Below are 16,532 nucleotides of genomic sequence, written 5' to 3' on the forward strand. Positions count from 1 at the left end.
GCCCGGTCCCCGCCGCTGCCCCGGAGGCCCCAGGGCGCCGGCGCAGGGCCGTCCCGGCATGGTGGTGCCGCCGGGGTCGGCGGGGTCATCCTTCCCGTCCCTGCGAAACCGCCGGGGCCCCTCCGCCTCCTTCCAGGGCCGCGGCGGGAGATTGGGCACCGCCGCGGCCGGGCTCCTCCGGACGGTCGCTGTCCTCGGCGCCCGCTGCACCGTCCTGCCCGCCGCGGGCAGCATCGGACCCCCCATCCAGCCGAGGGGGAAGCCCTTCCGGATCGGGGGACACGAACAAGGTGCGGGCGTGCTCGTAGCGGACGAAACCGGGCCGGGCGCCCTTGGGCTTGCGCACGTGGCGTGCTTCGGTGTAGTCCACGGCCACCCGGCCCGAGCCCCGGGCCCTGCTGTGGTAGGCCGCCACCCGCGCCGCCGCCTCCAGCGCCTCCGCCGCCGGTTCCGCCTCCCGGTGGGCCAGCCGCAGGAGGACGTGGGAACCCGGCACCTGCCGGGCATGCAGCCAGATGTCCCACGGGTTGGCGACCCGGGTGACCAGGGCGTCGTTCTGCCGGTTGTTGCGTCCGGCCAGGATGAGCTCGCCTCCCGGCCCGCGGTACCGGAGGAACCCGGCCCCGTCGCCACCGGCGCGCCGGGCCGGGGAGGGCGGGCCTCCCGTGGTCGCCGGGTCCGGAGACCCGGCCGGGCTCCGGCCCCGGCCGCGCCCGGGATCCGCACCCCGGGGGCTTGACCCCTTCCCCGCGGGGGTGGAATGGGCGGCCAGGTTCGCAAAGGCCGGGGCGTAGCCCTGCTCCGCCAGCTCGGCGGCGATGGCCTCCAGGTCGCCGGCGGAGACGGCCTCGGCCAGGGCCTGTTCCACCGACTCCAGGTACGCCATCTCCTCCCGGGCGGCCTCCAGCAGGGCGGCTGCCTGTTCCCGGCCGCGCCGGGCCTTCTGGTACAGGCGGAAGTAGCGCTGGGCGTTTTCCTGGGGGCTCAGGGCAGGGTCCAGGGGAATGGTCACGGTGGCGCCCTCCGGGTCGTAGTAGTTGGGCAGGGTCACCTGCCTGGCGCCCCGGGGCACCTGGCCGGCGAAGGCCGTCAGGAGCTCACCGTAGATGCGGTAGGGTTCGGCCTGCTCGGTGCGGTCGAAGTCCTCTTCCCGCGCCTCCAGGCGCCGCCGGGCCCGGCTCAGGGCCTCCCGCAGCAGCTGCTCCAGCTGCTGGCGCAGGTGCTGGCGGGTGAGGGCGTCCAGGCGCTCTCGGTAAAAGGTGTCGCACAGGGGCCAGAGGGCGCCTTGCGGCCGTTCCAGCCGGCCCCCGGGCGGCGGCGTGACGGGGAAGGCGGTGAGGGCGATGGCGGCCCCGGCCGGGTCCCGCACCAGCACCGGGTCGAACCGGCCCTGCCGGGCCGCCGCCAGCCAGCCCAGCACCACCCTGGCCAGGGCCTTCCCCCGCCCTGCCCCCTCCGGGGCAGCGGTCGCCTCCGCGGGAAGGGGCCTGCCGGTCGCCGGATCCAGCCCCGCCCGGTGCAGGGCCTCCTGCGCTAGTTCCCGGCCCAGCACCGGCACCTGCTCCAGCAGCCTGCGCCACGCGGGCCGGGGCCCGCGGGAGCGGCCGCCGGCTGCCTCGGGGCCCGGCGCCGTGACGGCCTCCAGCCAGGTTCGGCCAAGGGAGCTTGCATCCCCGCCGGGGAGAGGCGTGGGAGCCGGCGGCGGCTGGTACCGGCTTCCCGGCAGCAGGGAGCGCGAGGCGGAGCCGGGCGTGCGCCGCAGGGCATCGAGGATGCGGCCCTCGCCGTCCGTGAGCACCACGTTGGCGCGCCGGTCCAGGAGCTCGATGATCAGATGCCGGCGGCGTCCCGGTTCGTCCGGGCCGGGCGCAACGAAGTCCAGCTGCACCCAGCGGTCGAAGGCCGGCCCCTGGCGGGCCGCCACCAGGCGCAGCGACTCCAGGTGCTTGCGCAGCAGCATGCAAAAGGCGGGTGGCGCCGGCGGGTTGGCCGGCGGCCGGGCCGTGAGGTGCAGCCGCGGCAGGCCGGGATCGGCCCCGATCAACAGGTGAACCTCCCGCCCGGCGTAGAGCCGCAGCACCAGCAGGTGGGGCTCGGGCTGGTAGATCCGCTCCACCCGGGCGGGCAGCAAGCCGCTCAATTCGTGCAGGACGGCGGCCAGGACCAGGCCGTTCAACGGTGTCCCTCCCGTGGCTTCTGCCGTTGGACCAGATGCTAGGTCGGGTTGGAGCCTCTTTCACTATACCGCGGCGGCCCGCCGGGAAACTGGTCGAAAACCCCGCCGGGGCCCGCGAAGGGATTTACCCGAAGCCGTCGAAGTCACCCATGACTCGACCGACCGGTCGGTCGGCGCCAGGCCCCGGGCCGAAACCGCTGTCGCTCCTGGTGGCTGGAGGACAGCCCGGGGCCGGGGGCGCTGTCACCGCCGGGCGGCGACGGCCGGAACGGGCGGCCGGACCACGATGGGAGGGGACGCGATGCCGAAGGTCTTTCGCCGGGTTGCGGTGCTGGGGGCCGGCACCATGGGCTCCCAGATTGCCGCCCACCTGGCCAACCAGGGCATTCCCGTCGACCTGTTCGACCTCAGCCGGGAACTGGTGGAGAAGGCCAGGCAGCGCCTGGCGGAGCTCAAGCCTTCGCCGATCTACACCCGGGACGTGCTGGACCTCATCTCGCCGGCCTCCTTCCAGGACGAGGGGGATCTGGCGCGCCTGCGCGACGCCGAATGGGTCGTCGAGGCAGTGCTTGAGCAACTGCCCGTCAAGCAGCAGCTGTGGCAGCGGGTGGCCCCCTTCCTGCGGCCGGGGGGCATCTACAGCACCAACACCTCGGGCCTGTCCATCCGGGCCATCGCCAGCGCGCTGCCGGAGGAAGCGCGGCGGCGGTTCTTGGGGACCCACTTCTTCAACCCGCCTCGTTACCTGCACCTGCTGGAGCTGATCCCGACCCCCGAGACCGACCCGGCCGTGGTCGAGGCCATGCGCGATTTCGCCACGCGGATCCTGGGCAAGGGGGTCGTGCTGGCCAAGGACACGCCCAACTTCATCGCCAACCGCATCGGCTGCTACGGGCTCATGGTGACGGGTCGGGCGATGCAGGAGTTCGGCCTCGGCCCCGACGAGGTGGACGAGATCACCGGCGAGAACATGGGCCGGCCCAAGAGCGCCACCTTCCGCACCCTGGACGTGGTCGGCATCGACGTGATGAAGGACGTGGCCGACAACACCCGCGCCGCCGTCCAGGATCCGGAGGAACAGGCCGCCTTCACCCTGCCCGAGTTCATGCGCCAGCTGGTGGAACGCGGCTGGACGGGCGAGAAGGCCGGCCAGGGCTTCTACAAGCGGGTCAAGCAGCCCGACGGCAGCCGGGAGATCCTGGTGCTCGATCCCGCCACCATGGAATACCGGTCGCGCCGGCGGCTGAACGCGCCGTCCCTGCAGGCGGTGCGTGCCATCGAAGACCCGTTGCAGCGGATCAAGACCCTGCTGGCGGCGGACGACGTGGCGGGGCGCTTCGCCTGGGAGATCACCCGGCGCAGCCTGGCCTACGCCGCCAACAAGCTGGGCGAGATCGCCGACGACGTGGCCAGCATCGACCGGGCCATCAAGTGGGGCTTCGGCTGGAACGCGGGGCCCTTTGAACTGTGGGACGCCCTGGGCGCGGCAGCGGTCCTGGAGCGCATGGAGCGGGACGGCGAGCGCCTGCCCGGCTGGCTGGTGGAGGCCATCAAGAACGGGCCGGGCCGGTTCTACGTGGAGCAGGACGGCCGCACCCTGGCGCTGGCCGCGGGCGGCGAGTACGTCCCGGTGGAGGCGGACCCGCGCTCCATCGACGTGCCGGCCCTGCTGAAGGGGAACCGGGTGGTCGACCGGAACACCGGGGCCACCCTGGTCGACCTGGGCGACGAGGTCCTGCTTCTGGACTTCCACGGGCCCAAGCAGGCCATCGGCCCCGACTTCATCCAGATGGTGGAGAAGGCGGTGGCCGAGGTGGAGGCCAACTGGCGCGGCCTGGTGATCTCCAGCCACGTCAAGCCCAACTTCTCCGTGGGCGCCAACCTCATGCTGATGCTGCTGGCGGCGCAGATGGGCGAGTGGGACGAGATCGACGCCATGGTGCGCCGGTTCCAGTACGCCAACATGAAGCTCAAGTACGCCGCCCGCCCGGTGGTGGTGGCGCCGTACGGCATCACCGTGGGCGGCGGCTGCGAGGTGGCCCTGCACGGCGCCCAGGTGGTGGCGTCGGCCGAGACCTACATCGGCCTGGTGGAGGTGGGCGCCGGGGTCATCCCGGGCGGCGGCGGCACCAAGGAGATGCTGCTCAGGGCCATCGAGAACGTGCCGGAGGTCTTCTCGGGCAAGTACGCCCAGACGCCCGGGCCGGCCACCACCGACGTGATGGGCCGGGTCAACCTGCAGGTGCTGGTCAACCGGGTCTTCGAGCTGATCGCCACGGCGCGGGTGGCCTTGTCGGCGGCCGAGGCGCGGCAGCTGGGGTTCTTCCGGAACACCGACCGCATCGTGACGAACCCGGACCATCTGATCTACGAAGCCAAGCAGGCGGTGCTGGCCCTGGACGACGCGGGCTACCGGCCGCCGGTGCGCCGGCGCATCCCCGTGGTGGGCGACAGCGGGCGGGCCCTGCTGGAGCTGGCGGCCATCAGCATGCACTGGAGCGGCTACGCCAGCGAGCACGATCTCAAGGTCGCCCGCAAGCTGGCCCACGTGCTGGCCGGAGGCGACGTGCCGCCGGGCACCGAGGTGGACGAAGAGTACCTGCTGGACCTGGAGCGGGAAGCCTTCCTCAGCCTGGTGGGCGAGCCCAAGACCCAGGCGCGGATGCAGCACCTGCTCAAGACGGGCAAGCCCCTGCGCAACTGACACCACCCTCGGGAGCGAGGTGAGCGGCATGCGTGAAGCGGTGATCGTAGCCGGTGCCCGGACGGCCATCGGCCGCGCCCAGAAGGGCGCCCTGAAGGACATGCGGGCCGACGACCTGGCTGCCCTGGTGATCAAGGCGGCTCTGGAGCGGGCGCCGGGCATCGAGCCGGGCGAGATCGACGACGTCATCCTGGGCTGCGCCTTGCCCGAGGGCGAGCAGGGGCTCAACATTGCGCGCATTGCGGCCATCCGGGCGGGCCTGCCGACCAGCGTGCCGGGCTTCACCGTCAACCGGTTCTGCTCGTCGGGCCTTCAGGCCATCGCCATCGCGGCGGAGCGGGTGATGGTCGGCGGGGCGGACATCGTGATCGCCGGCGGCGTCGAGACCATGAGCCGGGTGCCCATGATGGGGCACAACCCGTCCCTGAACCCGGCGCTGGTGGCGGAGTATCCCCAGGTCTATATGGGCATGGGCCACACGGCGGAAGAGGTGGCCCGCCGCTTCGGCGTCAGCCGGGAAGACCAGGACCGCTGGGCCCTGGAGAGCCACCGCAAGGCTGCGGCCGCCATCGACGCGGGCCGCTTCAAGGATGAGATCGTGCCCGTCACCGTGCGCCGGGTGCGGGTGGAACAGGGCAAGCGGCTGGAGGAGACCTTCACCTTCGACACGGACGAGTGCGTGCGCCGGGACACCACCCTGGAGCGCCTGGCCCAGCTCAAGCCGGTCTTCCGCCGGGACGGGTCGGTGACGGCGGGTAACTCCTCGCCCACCAACGACGGCGCGGCGGCGGTGATCGTCATGTCGGCCGAGGAGGCCGAGCGGCGCGGGCTGCCCGTCAAGGCCGTCTTCCGGAGCTTCGCCGTGGGCGGTGTGGACCCCGACATCATGGGAGTGGGTCCGGTGGTGGCCGTGCCCAAGGCCCTCAGGATGGCCGGGGTGCGGCTGCAGGATGTGGATCTCATCGAGCTCAACGAGGCCTTTGCCGCCCAGGTGGTCCAGGTGGTGCGGCAGCTGGAGCTGGATCCCGCCCGGGTGAACGTCAACGGCGGCGCCATCGCCCTGGGCCATCCCCTGGGCTGCACGGGGGCGCGGCAGGTGGTCACCCTGATGCACGAGGCGGCCCGGCGCAAGGCCCGCTACGGCGTGGTGACCATGTGCATCGGCGGCGGCATGGGCGCGGCGGGCGTCTTCGAATTCGCCAGCTGACCCGGCCGCCCCGGAGACTCTGGAACCGGGAAGAGCCTTGGGAGGGATGAGGAGCATGGCGGATGCGCAGCCCATGCCGGCGGGCGGCGAGGCCCGCGGGCGCAAGCCGCTGGGCGCGGGCTTCCTCGTGGAAGCCACGGCGCCGGAAGACATCTTCACGGCGGAGGACCTGAACGAGGAGCAGAAGATGATCGGCCAGGTGGCCCGGGACTTCGCCTGGCAGGAAGTCCGGCCCCTGATCGAAGAGCTGGAGCACGGGCACCACGAGCACTCGGTGGCCCTCTTGCGGCGGGCCGGCGAGCTGGGGCTGCTGGCCGTGGAGATCCCGGCCGCCTACGAGGGCCTCGGCCTGGACAAGGCCACGGCCACCCTGGTGGTGGAAAAGCTGGCGCCGGCGGGCTCCTTCGGCGTCACCTTCGGCGCCCACACGGGCATCGGCACCCTGCCCATCGTCTACTTCGGCAACCCGGAGCAGAAGCGCCGCTACCTGCCCAAGCTGGCGACCGGCGAGTGGATCGCCGCCTACGCCCTGACCGAACCCGACGCGGGCTCCGACGCCCTGGGCGGCAAAACCCGGGCCGTGCTCTCGCCGGACGGCAAGCACTACATCCTGAACGGGCAGAAGCAGTGGATCACCAACTCCGGGTTCGCCGACGTGTTCGTCGTCTACGCCAAGGTCGACGGCGACAAGATGACCGCCTTCATCGTCGAGCGCAGCTTCCCCGGCGTCTCGGTGTCGGAGGAAGTGCGCAAGATGGGCATCAAGGGGTCGTCGACCCGGACCCTGTACCTCAACGACGTGCCCGTGCCCGTGGAGAACGTCCTGCACGAGGTGGGCAAGGGCCATCACATCGCCTTCAACATCCTCAACATCGGCCGCTGGAAGCTGGCGGCGGGCAACCTGGGGGCGTGCAAGGAGCTGATCGCCGTCGCGACCCAGTACGCCCAGAGCCGCAAGCAGTTCGGCCAGCCCATCGCCAGCTTCCCGCTGATCCAGCAGAAGCTGGCCGCCATGGCCGCCCGGACCTACGCCCTGGAGGCGATGGTGTACCGCACCGCCGGCGCCTTCGACGCCAGCCTGAGCGAGATCGACGGCGACGCGCCCGACGCGGGCCGGCAGGCCATCGCCGCCATCTCCGAGTACGCCGTGGAGGCGTCCATCAACAAGGTCTTCGGGTCCGAGACCCTGGACTTCGTGGTGGACGAAGCCGTCCAGATCCACGGCGGTTACGGCTACATGCAGGAGTACGAGGTGGAGCGGGCCTACCGCGACGCCCGCATCAACCGGATCTTCGAGGGGACCAATGAGATCAACCGGCTGCTGATCCCCCGGGAGCTGATGCGGCGGACCATGAAGGGCCAGCTGCCCCTCATGCAGGCGCTGACCCGGGTCCAGAAGGAGCTGGCGGAGATGGCGCCCTTGGGGCCGGCCGGCGAGGCGGTGTCCGGCCCGCTGGCAGAAGAACAGGCCCTGATCGCCAACACCCGGCGGCTGGGCCTCATGGTGGCGGGCCTGGCGGTCCAGAAGTACATGCAGCAGCTCGAACACGAGCAAGAGCTGCTGGCGGCCATCGCCGACCTGGCCATCGAGCTGTACGCCATGGAGAGCACCGTGCTGCGGGCGCTGAAGGCCGGCGGCAACGGCCTGCACGCCGACCTGGCGCGGCTCTTCGTGGCGGGCAGCCTGGACCGGGTGGAGATCATCGCCCGCAACGCCCTGGCGGCCATCGAGCGCGGCGACACCCTGCAGGTGCAGCTGGGCGTCGTGCGGCGGCTGCTGCGGCGGGAGCCGGTCAACCGGGTGGCCCTGGGGCGTCATGTGGCGCGGGCCGTGCTGGAGGCGGGCGGGTACCCGCTGGCGACCCGCTGACCCGTTGGCGCCCATCTGCCGGACCGCGGCGCCTCGCGATGGGTGTTCTGGCCCGCCGGCCCGTCGCGGCGGTCCCATGCCGGTGCCGCGTTGTACCGGTCCCACGTCGCGGGTTCGGCGGCCAAGGACGAAGGAGACGGCGGGCGGGAGCCCGGTGGCTCCCGCCCGTGCCCGTTCCCAGGGGCGGCCGCCGTCAAGACCTGCTGAGCGAGGAGGCAAGATCCATGGCAACCCCGGGCAAGGGTGCCGAGGCCCCGGCGACGGGGGTTCCGGCCCGGGTCCGCTGGGTCGACGACCGGGTTCTCTGCATCACTGTGCCGACCCCCTTTGCGGTCGGGGACGTCAACGCCTACGTCATAATGGGACGGGTGCCCACCCTGGTCGACGTGGGGCCCGGCGGGCGGCGGGGCCGGGAAGCCCTGGAGGCGGGGCTCGCCGCCGCCGGGCTGGACTGGAATCACCTGGCCCAGGTGGTGATCACCCACACCCATGCCGATCACTTCGGCCTGCTGCGCCGGTGGCCCGGGTCGAACCTGCCGCCCGTGCTGGCCCATCGCTGGGGGGCCCGCCACTTCCTGGGCGGGAACGATCCCGAGCGGGCTGCATTCTTCCAGGATTTCGGGCGGGCGGCCGGGGTTCCCGCGGACCTGGCGGGCAGCATGCTCCAGGGGCTCCACCTGCTGATGGCGGCCGAGCCGGTCGCGCCCGTGGCACGCTGGCTGGAAGACGGCGACGAGATCGAGATGGGCGACGACCGGTGGCTGGTCCTGCACACCCCCGGCCACGCCCAGTCCCAGACCTGTTTCTACCGGGAGCGGGACGGGCTTCTCATCAGCAGCGACCACCTGCTGCCGGCCATCTCGTCCAACGCGCTGCTCGAGCCGCCGCCCCTCGACGAGCACGGCCGTCCGGTGCGCCCGGAACCGCCCCGCAGCCTGGTCGACTATCGCGTCTCCCTTCAGCGGGTACGGGCGCTGCCGGTCAGCCTCTGCCTGCCCGGCCACGGCGAGCCCTTCCGGGATCCCCACCGCCTCATCGACCGGCGCCTGGCGGCCATGGAGGACCGGGCCGCCCGGATTCGCGCCGCCCTGGCGGAACTGGGGGGTGAGGCGACCCTCTACCGGCTGGCCACGCACCTTTTCGGCAACGGGGATCCGGCCCACCTGCTGTTGGCCCTGTCCGAGGTCAACGGCCACCTGGAATGGATGGAATCGGAGGGCAGGGTGCGGCGGCGACTGGAGCCCGCCGCCGGGGACGGGGGTGTGGTCGCCCTCTTCGCACCGGCCTAGCCCGAGCAGGCGAGCCGGCAGCGGCGCCTGCGGGACCCGTCGCCCCCGCCGCAGGAAGCGCCTTCGGAGGTGGAAAGGTGTTCCCCGAGCTCCTTCGTTCTCCCATTGTGCAGGCACCCATGGCCGGCGGCGTCTCCACGCCGGCCCTCGCCGCGGCCGTATCCCAGGCCGGGGGACTGGGGTTCCTGGCAGCCGGTTACAAGACGGCCGGTGCGATGAGGGAAGAAATCCGGGCGATGCGGGCGCTCACCGGAGCGCCCTTCGGTGTCAATCTTTTCGTCCCGCAGCAGGTTGACGTGGATCTCGCGGCCGTCCAGCGGTTCAGGGAGCGGTTGCGGGCGGAGGGCCGGCACCTGGGCGTCGAGCCGGGCGAACCGGTATGGGATGACGACGACTGGGAGGCCAAGCTGGAGGTTCTACTGCGGGAGCCCGTCCCGGTGGTGAGCTTCACCTTCGGTTGCCCGCCGCCGGATGTGATTGCGGAACTGAAGAGACGCGGCTCCTGTGTGGTGGTGACGGTGACGACCCCTGAAGAGGCCGTCACGGCGAGCCGGGCCGGCGCCGATGCCCTGTGCGTCCAGGGCGTGGAAGCGGGAGGGCACCGGGCTTCCTTCGCCGATCACGAGTCCCCCGGAGGCGAGGATTACGGCCTTCTCGTGTTGTTGCGCCTGGTCCGGCAGGCGGTGTCCCTGCCGCTGATCGCCGCGGGCGGCATCATGCACGGCCGGGATATCGCCGCCGTACTGGTGGCGGGTGCTTGTGCTGCGCAAATGGGCACGGCGTTCCTGCGTTGCCCGGAGAGTGGGGCCCACCCGCTGCACAAAGCGGCCCTGGCGGATCCCCGGTTCACCGCGACGGCGTTGACCCGTGCCTTCACGGGCCGTCGCGCCCGCGGGCTGGTCAACCGGTTTGTGCGGGAATACAGCGCCGCCGCGCCGGCTGCGTACCCCCACGTGCATTTCCTGACCCGTCCACTGCGCCAGGCGGCGGCCAGGGCCGGCGACCCCGACGGGATGGCCCTGTGGGCCGGTCAGGGTTTCCGCCTGGCGAGGGAGATGCCGGCCGGGGAACTGGTACAGCAGTTGCGGGATGAGACGCAACGAGCGCTGGCCGAGGTTTCAAAACCGGGCGGGATCAAGTCTTGACAGGGGCGCGGCGGCGGTGCCGGGGCCGCCCGGCGGCCCCGGCACCGTCCGGCGGCCCGGGAACCGCGCTGATCCCTACCTTTCGTTGCTTTCGCCACCTTCGACCTTGATCCGCGCGTCCAGGATCCGGCAGCCCCGGCCCGGCTCGAACGCCTTCAGCGGGTTGATGTCCAGCTCGGCGATCTCCGGAATCTCTTCCACCAGGCGCGAGACCCGCAGCAGCACGTCCTGGATGGCTTCCTGGTCCGCCGGGGGGTGACCGCGATAGCCTTCCAGCAGGCGGTAGCCGCGGATGCTGCGGACCATCTCGGTCGCGTCCACGTCGGTCAGCGGCGTGATGCGGAAGACCACATCCTTCAGGATCTCCACGTGCACCCCGCCCAGGCCGAAGGCGATCAGGGGGCCGAAGAGGGGGTCCTCCGTGACGCCGACCACCAGCTCGGTGCCGCCGGGCACCATCGGCTGGATCACGAAGCCGTCCAGCTCGCCGGCGCGGCCGGCGGCGGCGAGGCGGCTGCGGATACCCCGGCAGGCGGCCCGCACGGCATCGCCATCTTCCAGGTTCAACTGGACGCCGTCCCACTCGGTCTTGTGCACCAGGGTGCGGGAGGCCATCTTCACCACCACCGGGAAGCCCAGCTCGGCGGCGGCCGCCACCGCCGCCTCCTCGTCCCGGGCGAAACGGGTGGGGATCCGAGGCAGGCCGAAGGCGTCCAGCACCGCGTCGACTTCCGCCGCCGACAGCCACCCGCCGCCCCGGGCCGCCGCCTCCCGGCAGATGGTCCGAGCGCGCGGGATGTCCAGGTCGGGATGGGCCGGGATCCGGCCCAGGGGCCGCCGGCGCCAGCGGGCGTACTCGTAGGCCTTGGCCAGGGCTCGGGCGGCCGATTCGGGGAAGCGATACGAAGGGATGCGCTCCGCACCCACCGCCAGGGGCTGGCGCAGGCCGAGGGCGCTCATGAAGCACGCCACCACGGGCTTCTGGTGGCCCGCCTGCCGGGCCTCGGCCACCGCCTCCCGGACCGCCGCCGCGACCCCCTCGACATCGGCCAGGCCCACGGGGATGAAGATCACCAGGGCCGCGTCGAAGCCCGGGTCGGCCAGCACCGCCCGCAGGGTCTGGCGGTAGTGGTCGGCGGTGGCCGAGGCGATCATGTCGATGGGGTTGCCCAGGCTGGCGGCCGCAGGGAGGAACCGGCGCAGCGCTTCCCGGGTGGCCGGCGAGGGCTCGGGCACCTCGAGGCCCGCCGCTGCCAGGGCGTCGGTGGCCAGGATTCCCGGGCCGCCGGCGTTGGTGACCACCGCCACCCGCGGTCCCGCGGGCAGCGGCTGGTTGGCCAACAGGGCGGCGATGTCAAACATGTCTTCCAGGGTGTCGGCCCGGATGACCCCGGCCTGGTGGAACAAGGCTTCCACCGCCGTGTCGCTGGCGGCCAGGGCGGCAGTGTGGGATCCCGCGGCCTTGGTCCCGGCCGCCGTGCGTCCCGCCTTGACCGCCAGGATCGGCTTCTTGCGCCCGACCCGGCGGGCCAGGCGGGCGAAGCGCCGGGGGTTGCCGAAGGACTCGAGATACAAGAGGATCAGGTCGGTGTCCTCGTCGTCCTCCCAGTACTGGATCAGGTCGTTGCCCGAGACGTCGGCCTTGTTGCCCACGCTGACGAAGGTCGAGAGGCCCAGCCCCAGGTCCCGGGCGTATTCCAGGATGGCCAGCCCCAGGGCCCCGCTCTGGGACGACATGGCCACCCGCCCGTGGGGCGGGAACACCGGCGAGAAGCTGGCGTTCATCCGCACGTCGGGGGCGGTGTTGATCAGCCCCAGGCAGTTGGGGCCGACCATGCGCATGCCGTAGCCCCGCACCTTGGCCACCAGGCGCTCCTGCAGCGCCCGGCCCTCGGCCCCCGTCTCCGCGAAGCCGGCGGTGATCACCACCAGCCCGCGCACCCCCTTGGCCCCGCACTGGTCGACCACATCGAGCACCGCGTCCCGGGGCACGGCGACGACGGCCAGGTCCACGGGACCGGGGATGTCCAGCACCGACCGGTAGGCCGGGATCGACCCGACCACGTCTGCCTTGGGGTTCACGGGGTAGACGGGCCCCTGGTACCGGTTCATCACCAGGGCCTCCAGAATGCGGTAGCCGATGCTGCCGGGATCCCGGGAGGCGCCCACCACCGCGATGCCCCGGGGCCGGAAGAGGGGCCGCAGGGAGGCCACCGTGGCGATGCGGTCCCGCATCTCGCTGCGTTCCACGCTCTCCGGGCTGGGGTGCACATCCAGGCTTACCACGACGTAGCCGTCCCGGTGGTGCTGTTCCGCTTCGAAGCCGCTGGCGCGCAGAACCTCCAGCATGCGGCGGTTGTCCGGCTGGGTCCAGGCGATGAAGCGGCGGATCCCGTGGCGGGCGGCGATCAGGGCCAGCCGTTCCAGCAGCAGGGTGCCGAGCCCCCGGCCCTGGTAGGCGTCTTCCACGAGGAAGGCCACTTCCGCCGCGTCAGGGTCCCGTTCGTCCCGGACGTACGTGCCGCTGGCCACGATCCGCGGGTGGTCGGGGTCTCCCACCAGCACCAGCAGGGTGTAGCGCTCATCCGGTGGCCCCACCTGGAGCAGGCTTTCCACCGCCGCCTCGCGGGACTCGCCGGCGAAGAAGCGGCGCATGAGGGACTGGTCCGAAACCCGCCCGAGGAACTCGGCCACCAGGGGGCGGTCCCGGTCCCGGGCGGGGCGCAGGGTGGCGGCGGTACCGTCGCGCAACAGCACGCGCCCGGCTTCCAGCCCGTCCTGGGGGATGGGTGCCGGGTACAGGGCCGGCAGGGCGGCCAGGCCGGCGCGGCGGGGTGTCCCCCCGGTCCGGCGGTGGCCGGCATCGCCGGCGGCGGGTCCGGCGGCCTGACTCTCGCCCGTGCCGCGGCCAGCCGTCGCCGGGCCGCGGGAGCCATCCCCGGCGGGCGGCGCCGGGGATGGAGGCGGGGGGACGGTGGGCGAGGAACCGGCGGTCTCATCGCCATGGGGCGGCCGGCTGTTCATGGGGCTTGACCTCCTTGCCGGGGCCGGAGCCGCGGGGGCCCGTCCCGGAGCGAGTTGCAGTGTTTTCCTTAGTTTGCTGCGGGGATGCCTCCTGCCAGGGCAACTCCCCGCCTGCCAGTGAACCCCACGACGCTGATGATCCCCTGAGACGGGGCTGAGATTTTCCGGTCCCGCACCGGGGGGACCGGCGGTGGCCACTGGCCGAGGCGGTGGCCATTGGCGGAGGCCTTGCGGTGGTCGCGGCCGCGCGGCCGGCGGGCTAGCGCCCCGTTGCCCCGGGCACCGCAGGGCCGGGTGCGGCCGGAGGGTTCGGTTCAGGGGGGAGCAGGCGGGCCACGTCGGAGGCAGCCACCGTCCAGAACCCGTCCTGGCGGGTCATGGGCCAGGTCAGGTCCAGCGCCGCCGGTGGCTGGTCACCGGCGTAGTAGATGGTTCCCCGGATCCGGACCCGGGCCCGCGGGCCTTGCACCGCCAGGGTCGCGGCCTGGTCGATCTCCACGAACTGCATCCGCGTGGCCAAGCGGCGCGCCAGAAGATCCCAGGCCGGGCCGCGGGGGTCCGTCACCATGTGGGCGGCCGTGGCCGCATCCCCGTTGGCCAGGGCCACCCACAACCAGGTGGCCGCCACGTGGGGCGGCGCAGCCTGCAGGTGGGCGGCCAGCTGGCCACTGCTCTTGAGGACCATCAGATGGTGACCGGGGTCGACCCGGTCGCCCACATGGGTCGTGGATGCCAGGGTGTGCACGCAGAAGTGCCCGTCGAAGCCATTGCCGGCCACAACCTGGTCGCCGTGGGGCATGCCGTTGATGGAGGCCGCGATCTTCCGGCCTGCGATCTCCAGGACCACGGCGCGGCGGCGCCAGCTCCAGCTGCCGCCGTAGAGGGAGCGGAGGATGGCGGTGTCTTCCCGGGTCAGGGGCTCGACGTCGGCGTGCTGGTAGCCGCCGTAGCGGGTCACTCGCAAGGTCCGGCCCGTCTCCAGGTCCCGCAGCAGGGCGACCGCGTCCCAGGGCCACAGCCGGTCGACCTCGGACCACGGCAGCGGCTCGCCGAAGAGGTCCGCGGCCAGGCGGCGCGTGACCGGTTCCAGAGCGGCCCAGAGGGGACCGGTCCGGTCCAGATACCCCTGTTGGGGGTCGTAGAAGCGCCGGTCCAGGGAGACCAGCAGCCGGTGGGGGCGCCCGGCCCGGCCGGTCCAGTCCAGTTGCCAGTATGCGAAATGGGGACCCGGCGGTGGGGCGCCGCGCCCGCCCGGTGCCGGCCGGGTGCGGGCCAGGGCGCGGGCCAGGGCCTGGCGTTCGGACGCGGTGAGCACGACGCGGCCAGGGTATTCGGGCCACGCGAAGGACAGTTCGGCCCGCACCACCGCGCCCCCGGGGACGAGCCGGCCCGCCGGCCCCGAGCCGCCGCCCGGCCCCCGGAGCACGGCCCAGCCTGCCAGCAAGGCCAGGGCCAGCAGCACAAGCCGGGGGGCGTTCCGGAAGGGCTGGTCGCGCCAGGGGGGATAGCGGCCCGGAAGGCGGCCGCTGGTGCCAGAGCCGGGACGGCGGCCGATGACCCTGGAGCCGTCGCCGGGGCCGGAGGGACCCGAGCCGGCCGGCGGCAGGGCGGGGACGGGAGCACTCCTGGACCGCTCCCCGGATACCGCGGGCGGTTCCACCGTGCGGCGGGTGCCTGGCCGGTTGTTCCGCCCGGCGGGGTCGGCCGGCGGCAGGCCAGCGGGGACCATGGCGGGTGCTCCCTCCGGATCGGGCCGCTGGTGGAGCCGGTCCGGTCTCGAACCTGGGGGGATCGGACGAGTTCAGGTCCAGACCCTGCCCCGGCCCTGCCCCATGGATATGCGGGCCGGTCCGGGGTATGCCGCGGCGGGAGCCGGGCCCCCTCCCATCCGCCCGTGTCCGGCTACGGTCCGGGCCGGCCGGGTAGAATAGCGGCCGGAACCAGGGCGACGGGAGGGCGGGGTGTGGCACGCTGGGTTCGATGGCGCCGCCCCGGCGCGCATCTCCAGGGCGGATCGGCGGCAGGGCCCGCGCCGGGAGGCCCGGACGCGGCACCGGGTGCGCTGGCGGCGGGGAGGAAGCCGTTTCCTGGGCCGGGGACCGGTTCTGGCCCCGAAGGGACGACCCCTGACACTTTAGTGCCCGGGACGCGGGACGCCGAACCCCTGCAGGTGATCGGGAGCCGGGGGGCCGAGCCGGGACGGCCGCCCCGGCCCCGGGCCCGCCTGCGGCCCAGTCCCCGGGTGGCCCTGGCTTCGTCCCTGGCTCCCGAGCGGGAGCAGGCGGTCGAGGCCCGGGGCCCCCAGGCCCGCACCGGCGGCATGGCGGGCGGGGCAGGGCCGGCGTCCAGGGACCAGCGCGGAAGGAGTTCCAGTACCAGCACGGGCAGCTCCACCGCGGGGGGCCAGCGGCACCGGGATGCAGGGCCGCTGGTTGAAGCCCGGCGCTGGTTGCAGGAACAGTTTGAGGCCGTCACCGGTCGCGGGGACGACGGGGCCGGGGACCGGGGGCAGCACGGCGGGAGCGGCGGGCAGGAAGTCCACCGCCCGCCCGGTGCAGGCCGGGGGATGCCGGCTGCGACCGCCGGGGCTCAAGGGCAAGGAGCGGGGGGCGGGACGGGCGCCGGGGCCGGGGCAGCCGCCGGCCGGCCTACCCGCGGCGACGGGCCCCGGGGGCGGCAGGACCGCCCCGGGACCCCGGACGGTCAGGACAACCATCAGCGGCGGGGCGACGGTACCCGCCACAGGACGGGTGATCCCGGGATGGCGATGAGGGGTGGCATGGAGACGGGCCAGGGGGGGCCGGTGGGGCCTGGAGGGTGGCCGCTGGTGGCGCCAGACGGGATGGCCGCGGTACCACCGGCAGCGGGCGCGCTGCCGGTCCAGGGGCTGCCGCCTGCATCGTTCCCGTGGCCTGCCGTTCCCGCGACCCTCCTGGGGCCGGTGGGCCGGGGCAAGGAGGATGCGGGCAGCGGGAACCCGGCAGCCGCGGCCGGGCCGGGGGCCGTTACGCCTGCCCCTGGGCCGGCTTACGCCTCCGTCCTGCCAGCCGGTTGGCCCGTGACGGTGCCGTTGCCTGGTGGCCCGGGCGGAGTATGGGGGCCCGGGCTCTGGCCCGG

General features: G+C 73.3%; 8 protein-coding genes. 5 read left to right on the forward strand and 3 right to left on the reverse strand.

The genetic code is table 11. From position 1 onward, the window contains the following. Positions 1–85 precede the first annotated feature (85 nt). Positions 86–2,176: an NFACT family protein gene (locus tag DYI95_RS04465; RefSeq protein ID WP_116901621.1), complete on the reverse strand. Its 2,091-nt coding sequence runs from the start codon at positions 2,174–2,176 to the stop codon at positions 86–88. A gap of 301 nt (positions 2,177–2,477) precedes the next feature. Between DYI95_RS04465 and DYI95_RS04470 the strand changes: the two genes are divergently transcribed. From DYI95_RS04470 to DYI95_RS04490, 5 genes are all read left to right on the forward strand, one after another. Continuing rightward, complete coding sequence (locus tag DYI95_RS04470) at positions 2,478–4,880, forward strand: 3-hydroxyacyl-CoA dehydrogenase/enoyl-CoA hydratase family protein (protein ID WP_116901620.1); 2,403 nt, start codon at positions 2,478–2,480, stop codon at positions 4,878–4,880. 28 nt (positions 4,881–4,908) lie between these two features. Beyond that, positions 4,909–6,087 (forward strand): acetyl-CoA C-acyltransferase, encoded by a 1,179-nt coding sequence (locus tag DYI95_RS04475; protein ID WP_116901619.1) that lies wholly within the window; start codon positions 4,909–4,911, stop codon positions 6,085–6,087. 55 nt (positions 6,088–6,142) lie between these two features. Continuing rightward, positions 6,143–7,957 (forward strand): acyl-CoA dehydrogenase family protein, encoded by a 1,815-nt coding sequence (locus DYI95_RS04480; protein ID WP_116901618.1) that lies wholly within the window; start codon positions 6,143–6,145, stop codon positions 7,955–7,957. A gap of 224 nt (positions 7,958–8,181) precedes the next feature. Then, positions 8,182–9,246, forward strand: coding sequence for an MBL fold metallo-hydrolase (locus tag DYI95_RS04485; RefSeq protein ID WP_116901617.1), 1,065 nt, complete (start codon positions 8,182–8,184; stop codon positions 9,244–9,246). A 77-nt stretch (positions 9,247–9,323) separates the two neighbouring features. Next, a complete protein-coding gene (locus DYI95_RS04490) occupies positions 9,324–10,391 on the forward strand; it encodes a nitronate monooxygenase family protein (RefSeq protein ID WP_243149860.1) in 1,068 nt (355 codons plus the stop codon). Positions 10,392–10,466: 75 nt separating this feature from the next. Here DYI95_RS04490 and DYI95_RS04495 read toward each other — a convergent pair whose 3' ends face one another. Continuing rightward, on the reverse strand, positions 10,467–13,415 hold the full coding sequence (locus DYI95_RS04495; RefSeq protein ID WP_116901615.1) for a bifunctional GNAT family N-acetyltransferase/acetate--CoA ligase family protein: 2,949 nt from the start codon (positions 13,413–13,415) through the stop codon (positions 10,467–10,469). Positions 13,416–13,674: 259 nt separating this feature from the next. Further along, positions 13,675–15,144 (reverse strand): hypothetical protein, encoded by a 1,470-nt coding sequence (locus DYI95_RS04500; RefSeq protein WP_116901614.1) that lies wholly within the window; start codon positions 15,142–15,144, stop codon positions 13,675–13,677. Positions 15,145–16,532 lie beyond the last annotated feature (1,388 nt).

It is taken from the genome of Thermaerobacter sp. PB12/4term (assembly GCF_003403315.2).
GTDB lineage: Bacteria > Bacillota > Sulfobacillia > Thermaerobacterales > Thermaerobacteraceae > Thermaerobacter.

Bases quoted from the DNA above. Each gene is read 5' to 3' on its own strand.
- DYI95_RS04470 (WP_116901620.1), top strand. From the start codon at position 2,478: ATGCCGAAGGTCTTTCGCCGGGTTGCGGTGCTGGGGGCCGGCACCATG.
- DYI95_RS04475 (WP_116901619.1), top strand. From the start codon at position 4,909: ATGCGTGAAGCGGTGATCGTAGCCGGTGCCCGGACGGCCATCGGCCGC.
- DYI95_RS04480 (WP_116901618.1), top strand. From the start codon at position 6,143: ATGGCGGATGCGCAGCCCATGCCGGCGGGCGGCGAGGCCCGCGGGCGC.
- DYI95_RS04485 (WP_116901617.1), top strand. From the start codon at position 8,182: ATGGCAACCCCGGGCAAGGGTGCCGAGGCCCCGGCGACGGGGGTTCCG.
- DYI95_RS04495 (WP_116901615.1), bottom strand. From the start codon at position 13,415: ATGAACAGCCGGCCGCCCCATGGCGATGAGACCGCCGGTTCCTCGCCC.
- DYI95_RS04500 (WP_116901614.1), bottom strand. From the start codon at position 15,144: ATGGTCCCCGCTGGCCTGCCGCCGGCCGACCCCGCCGGGCGGAACAAC.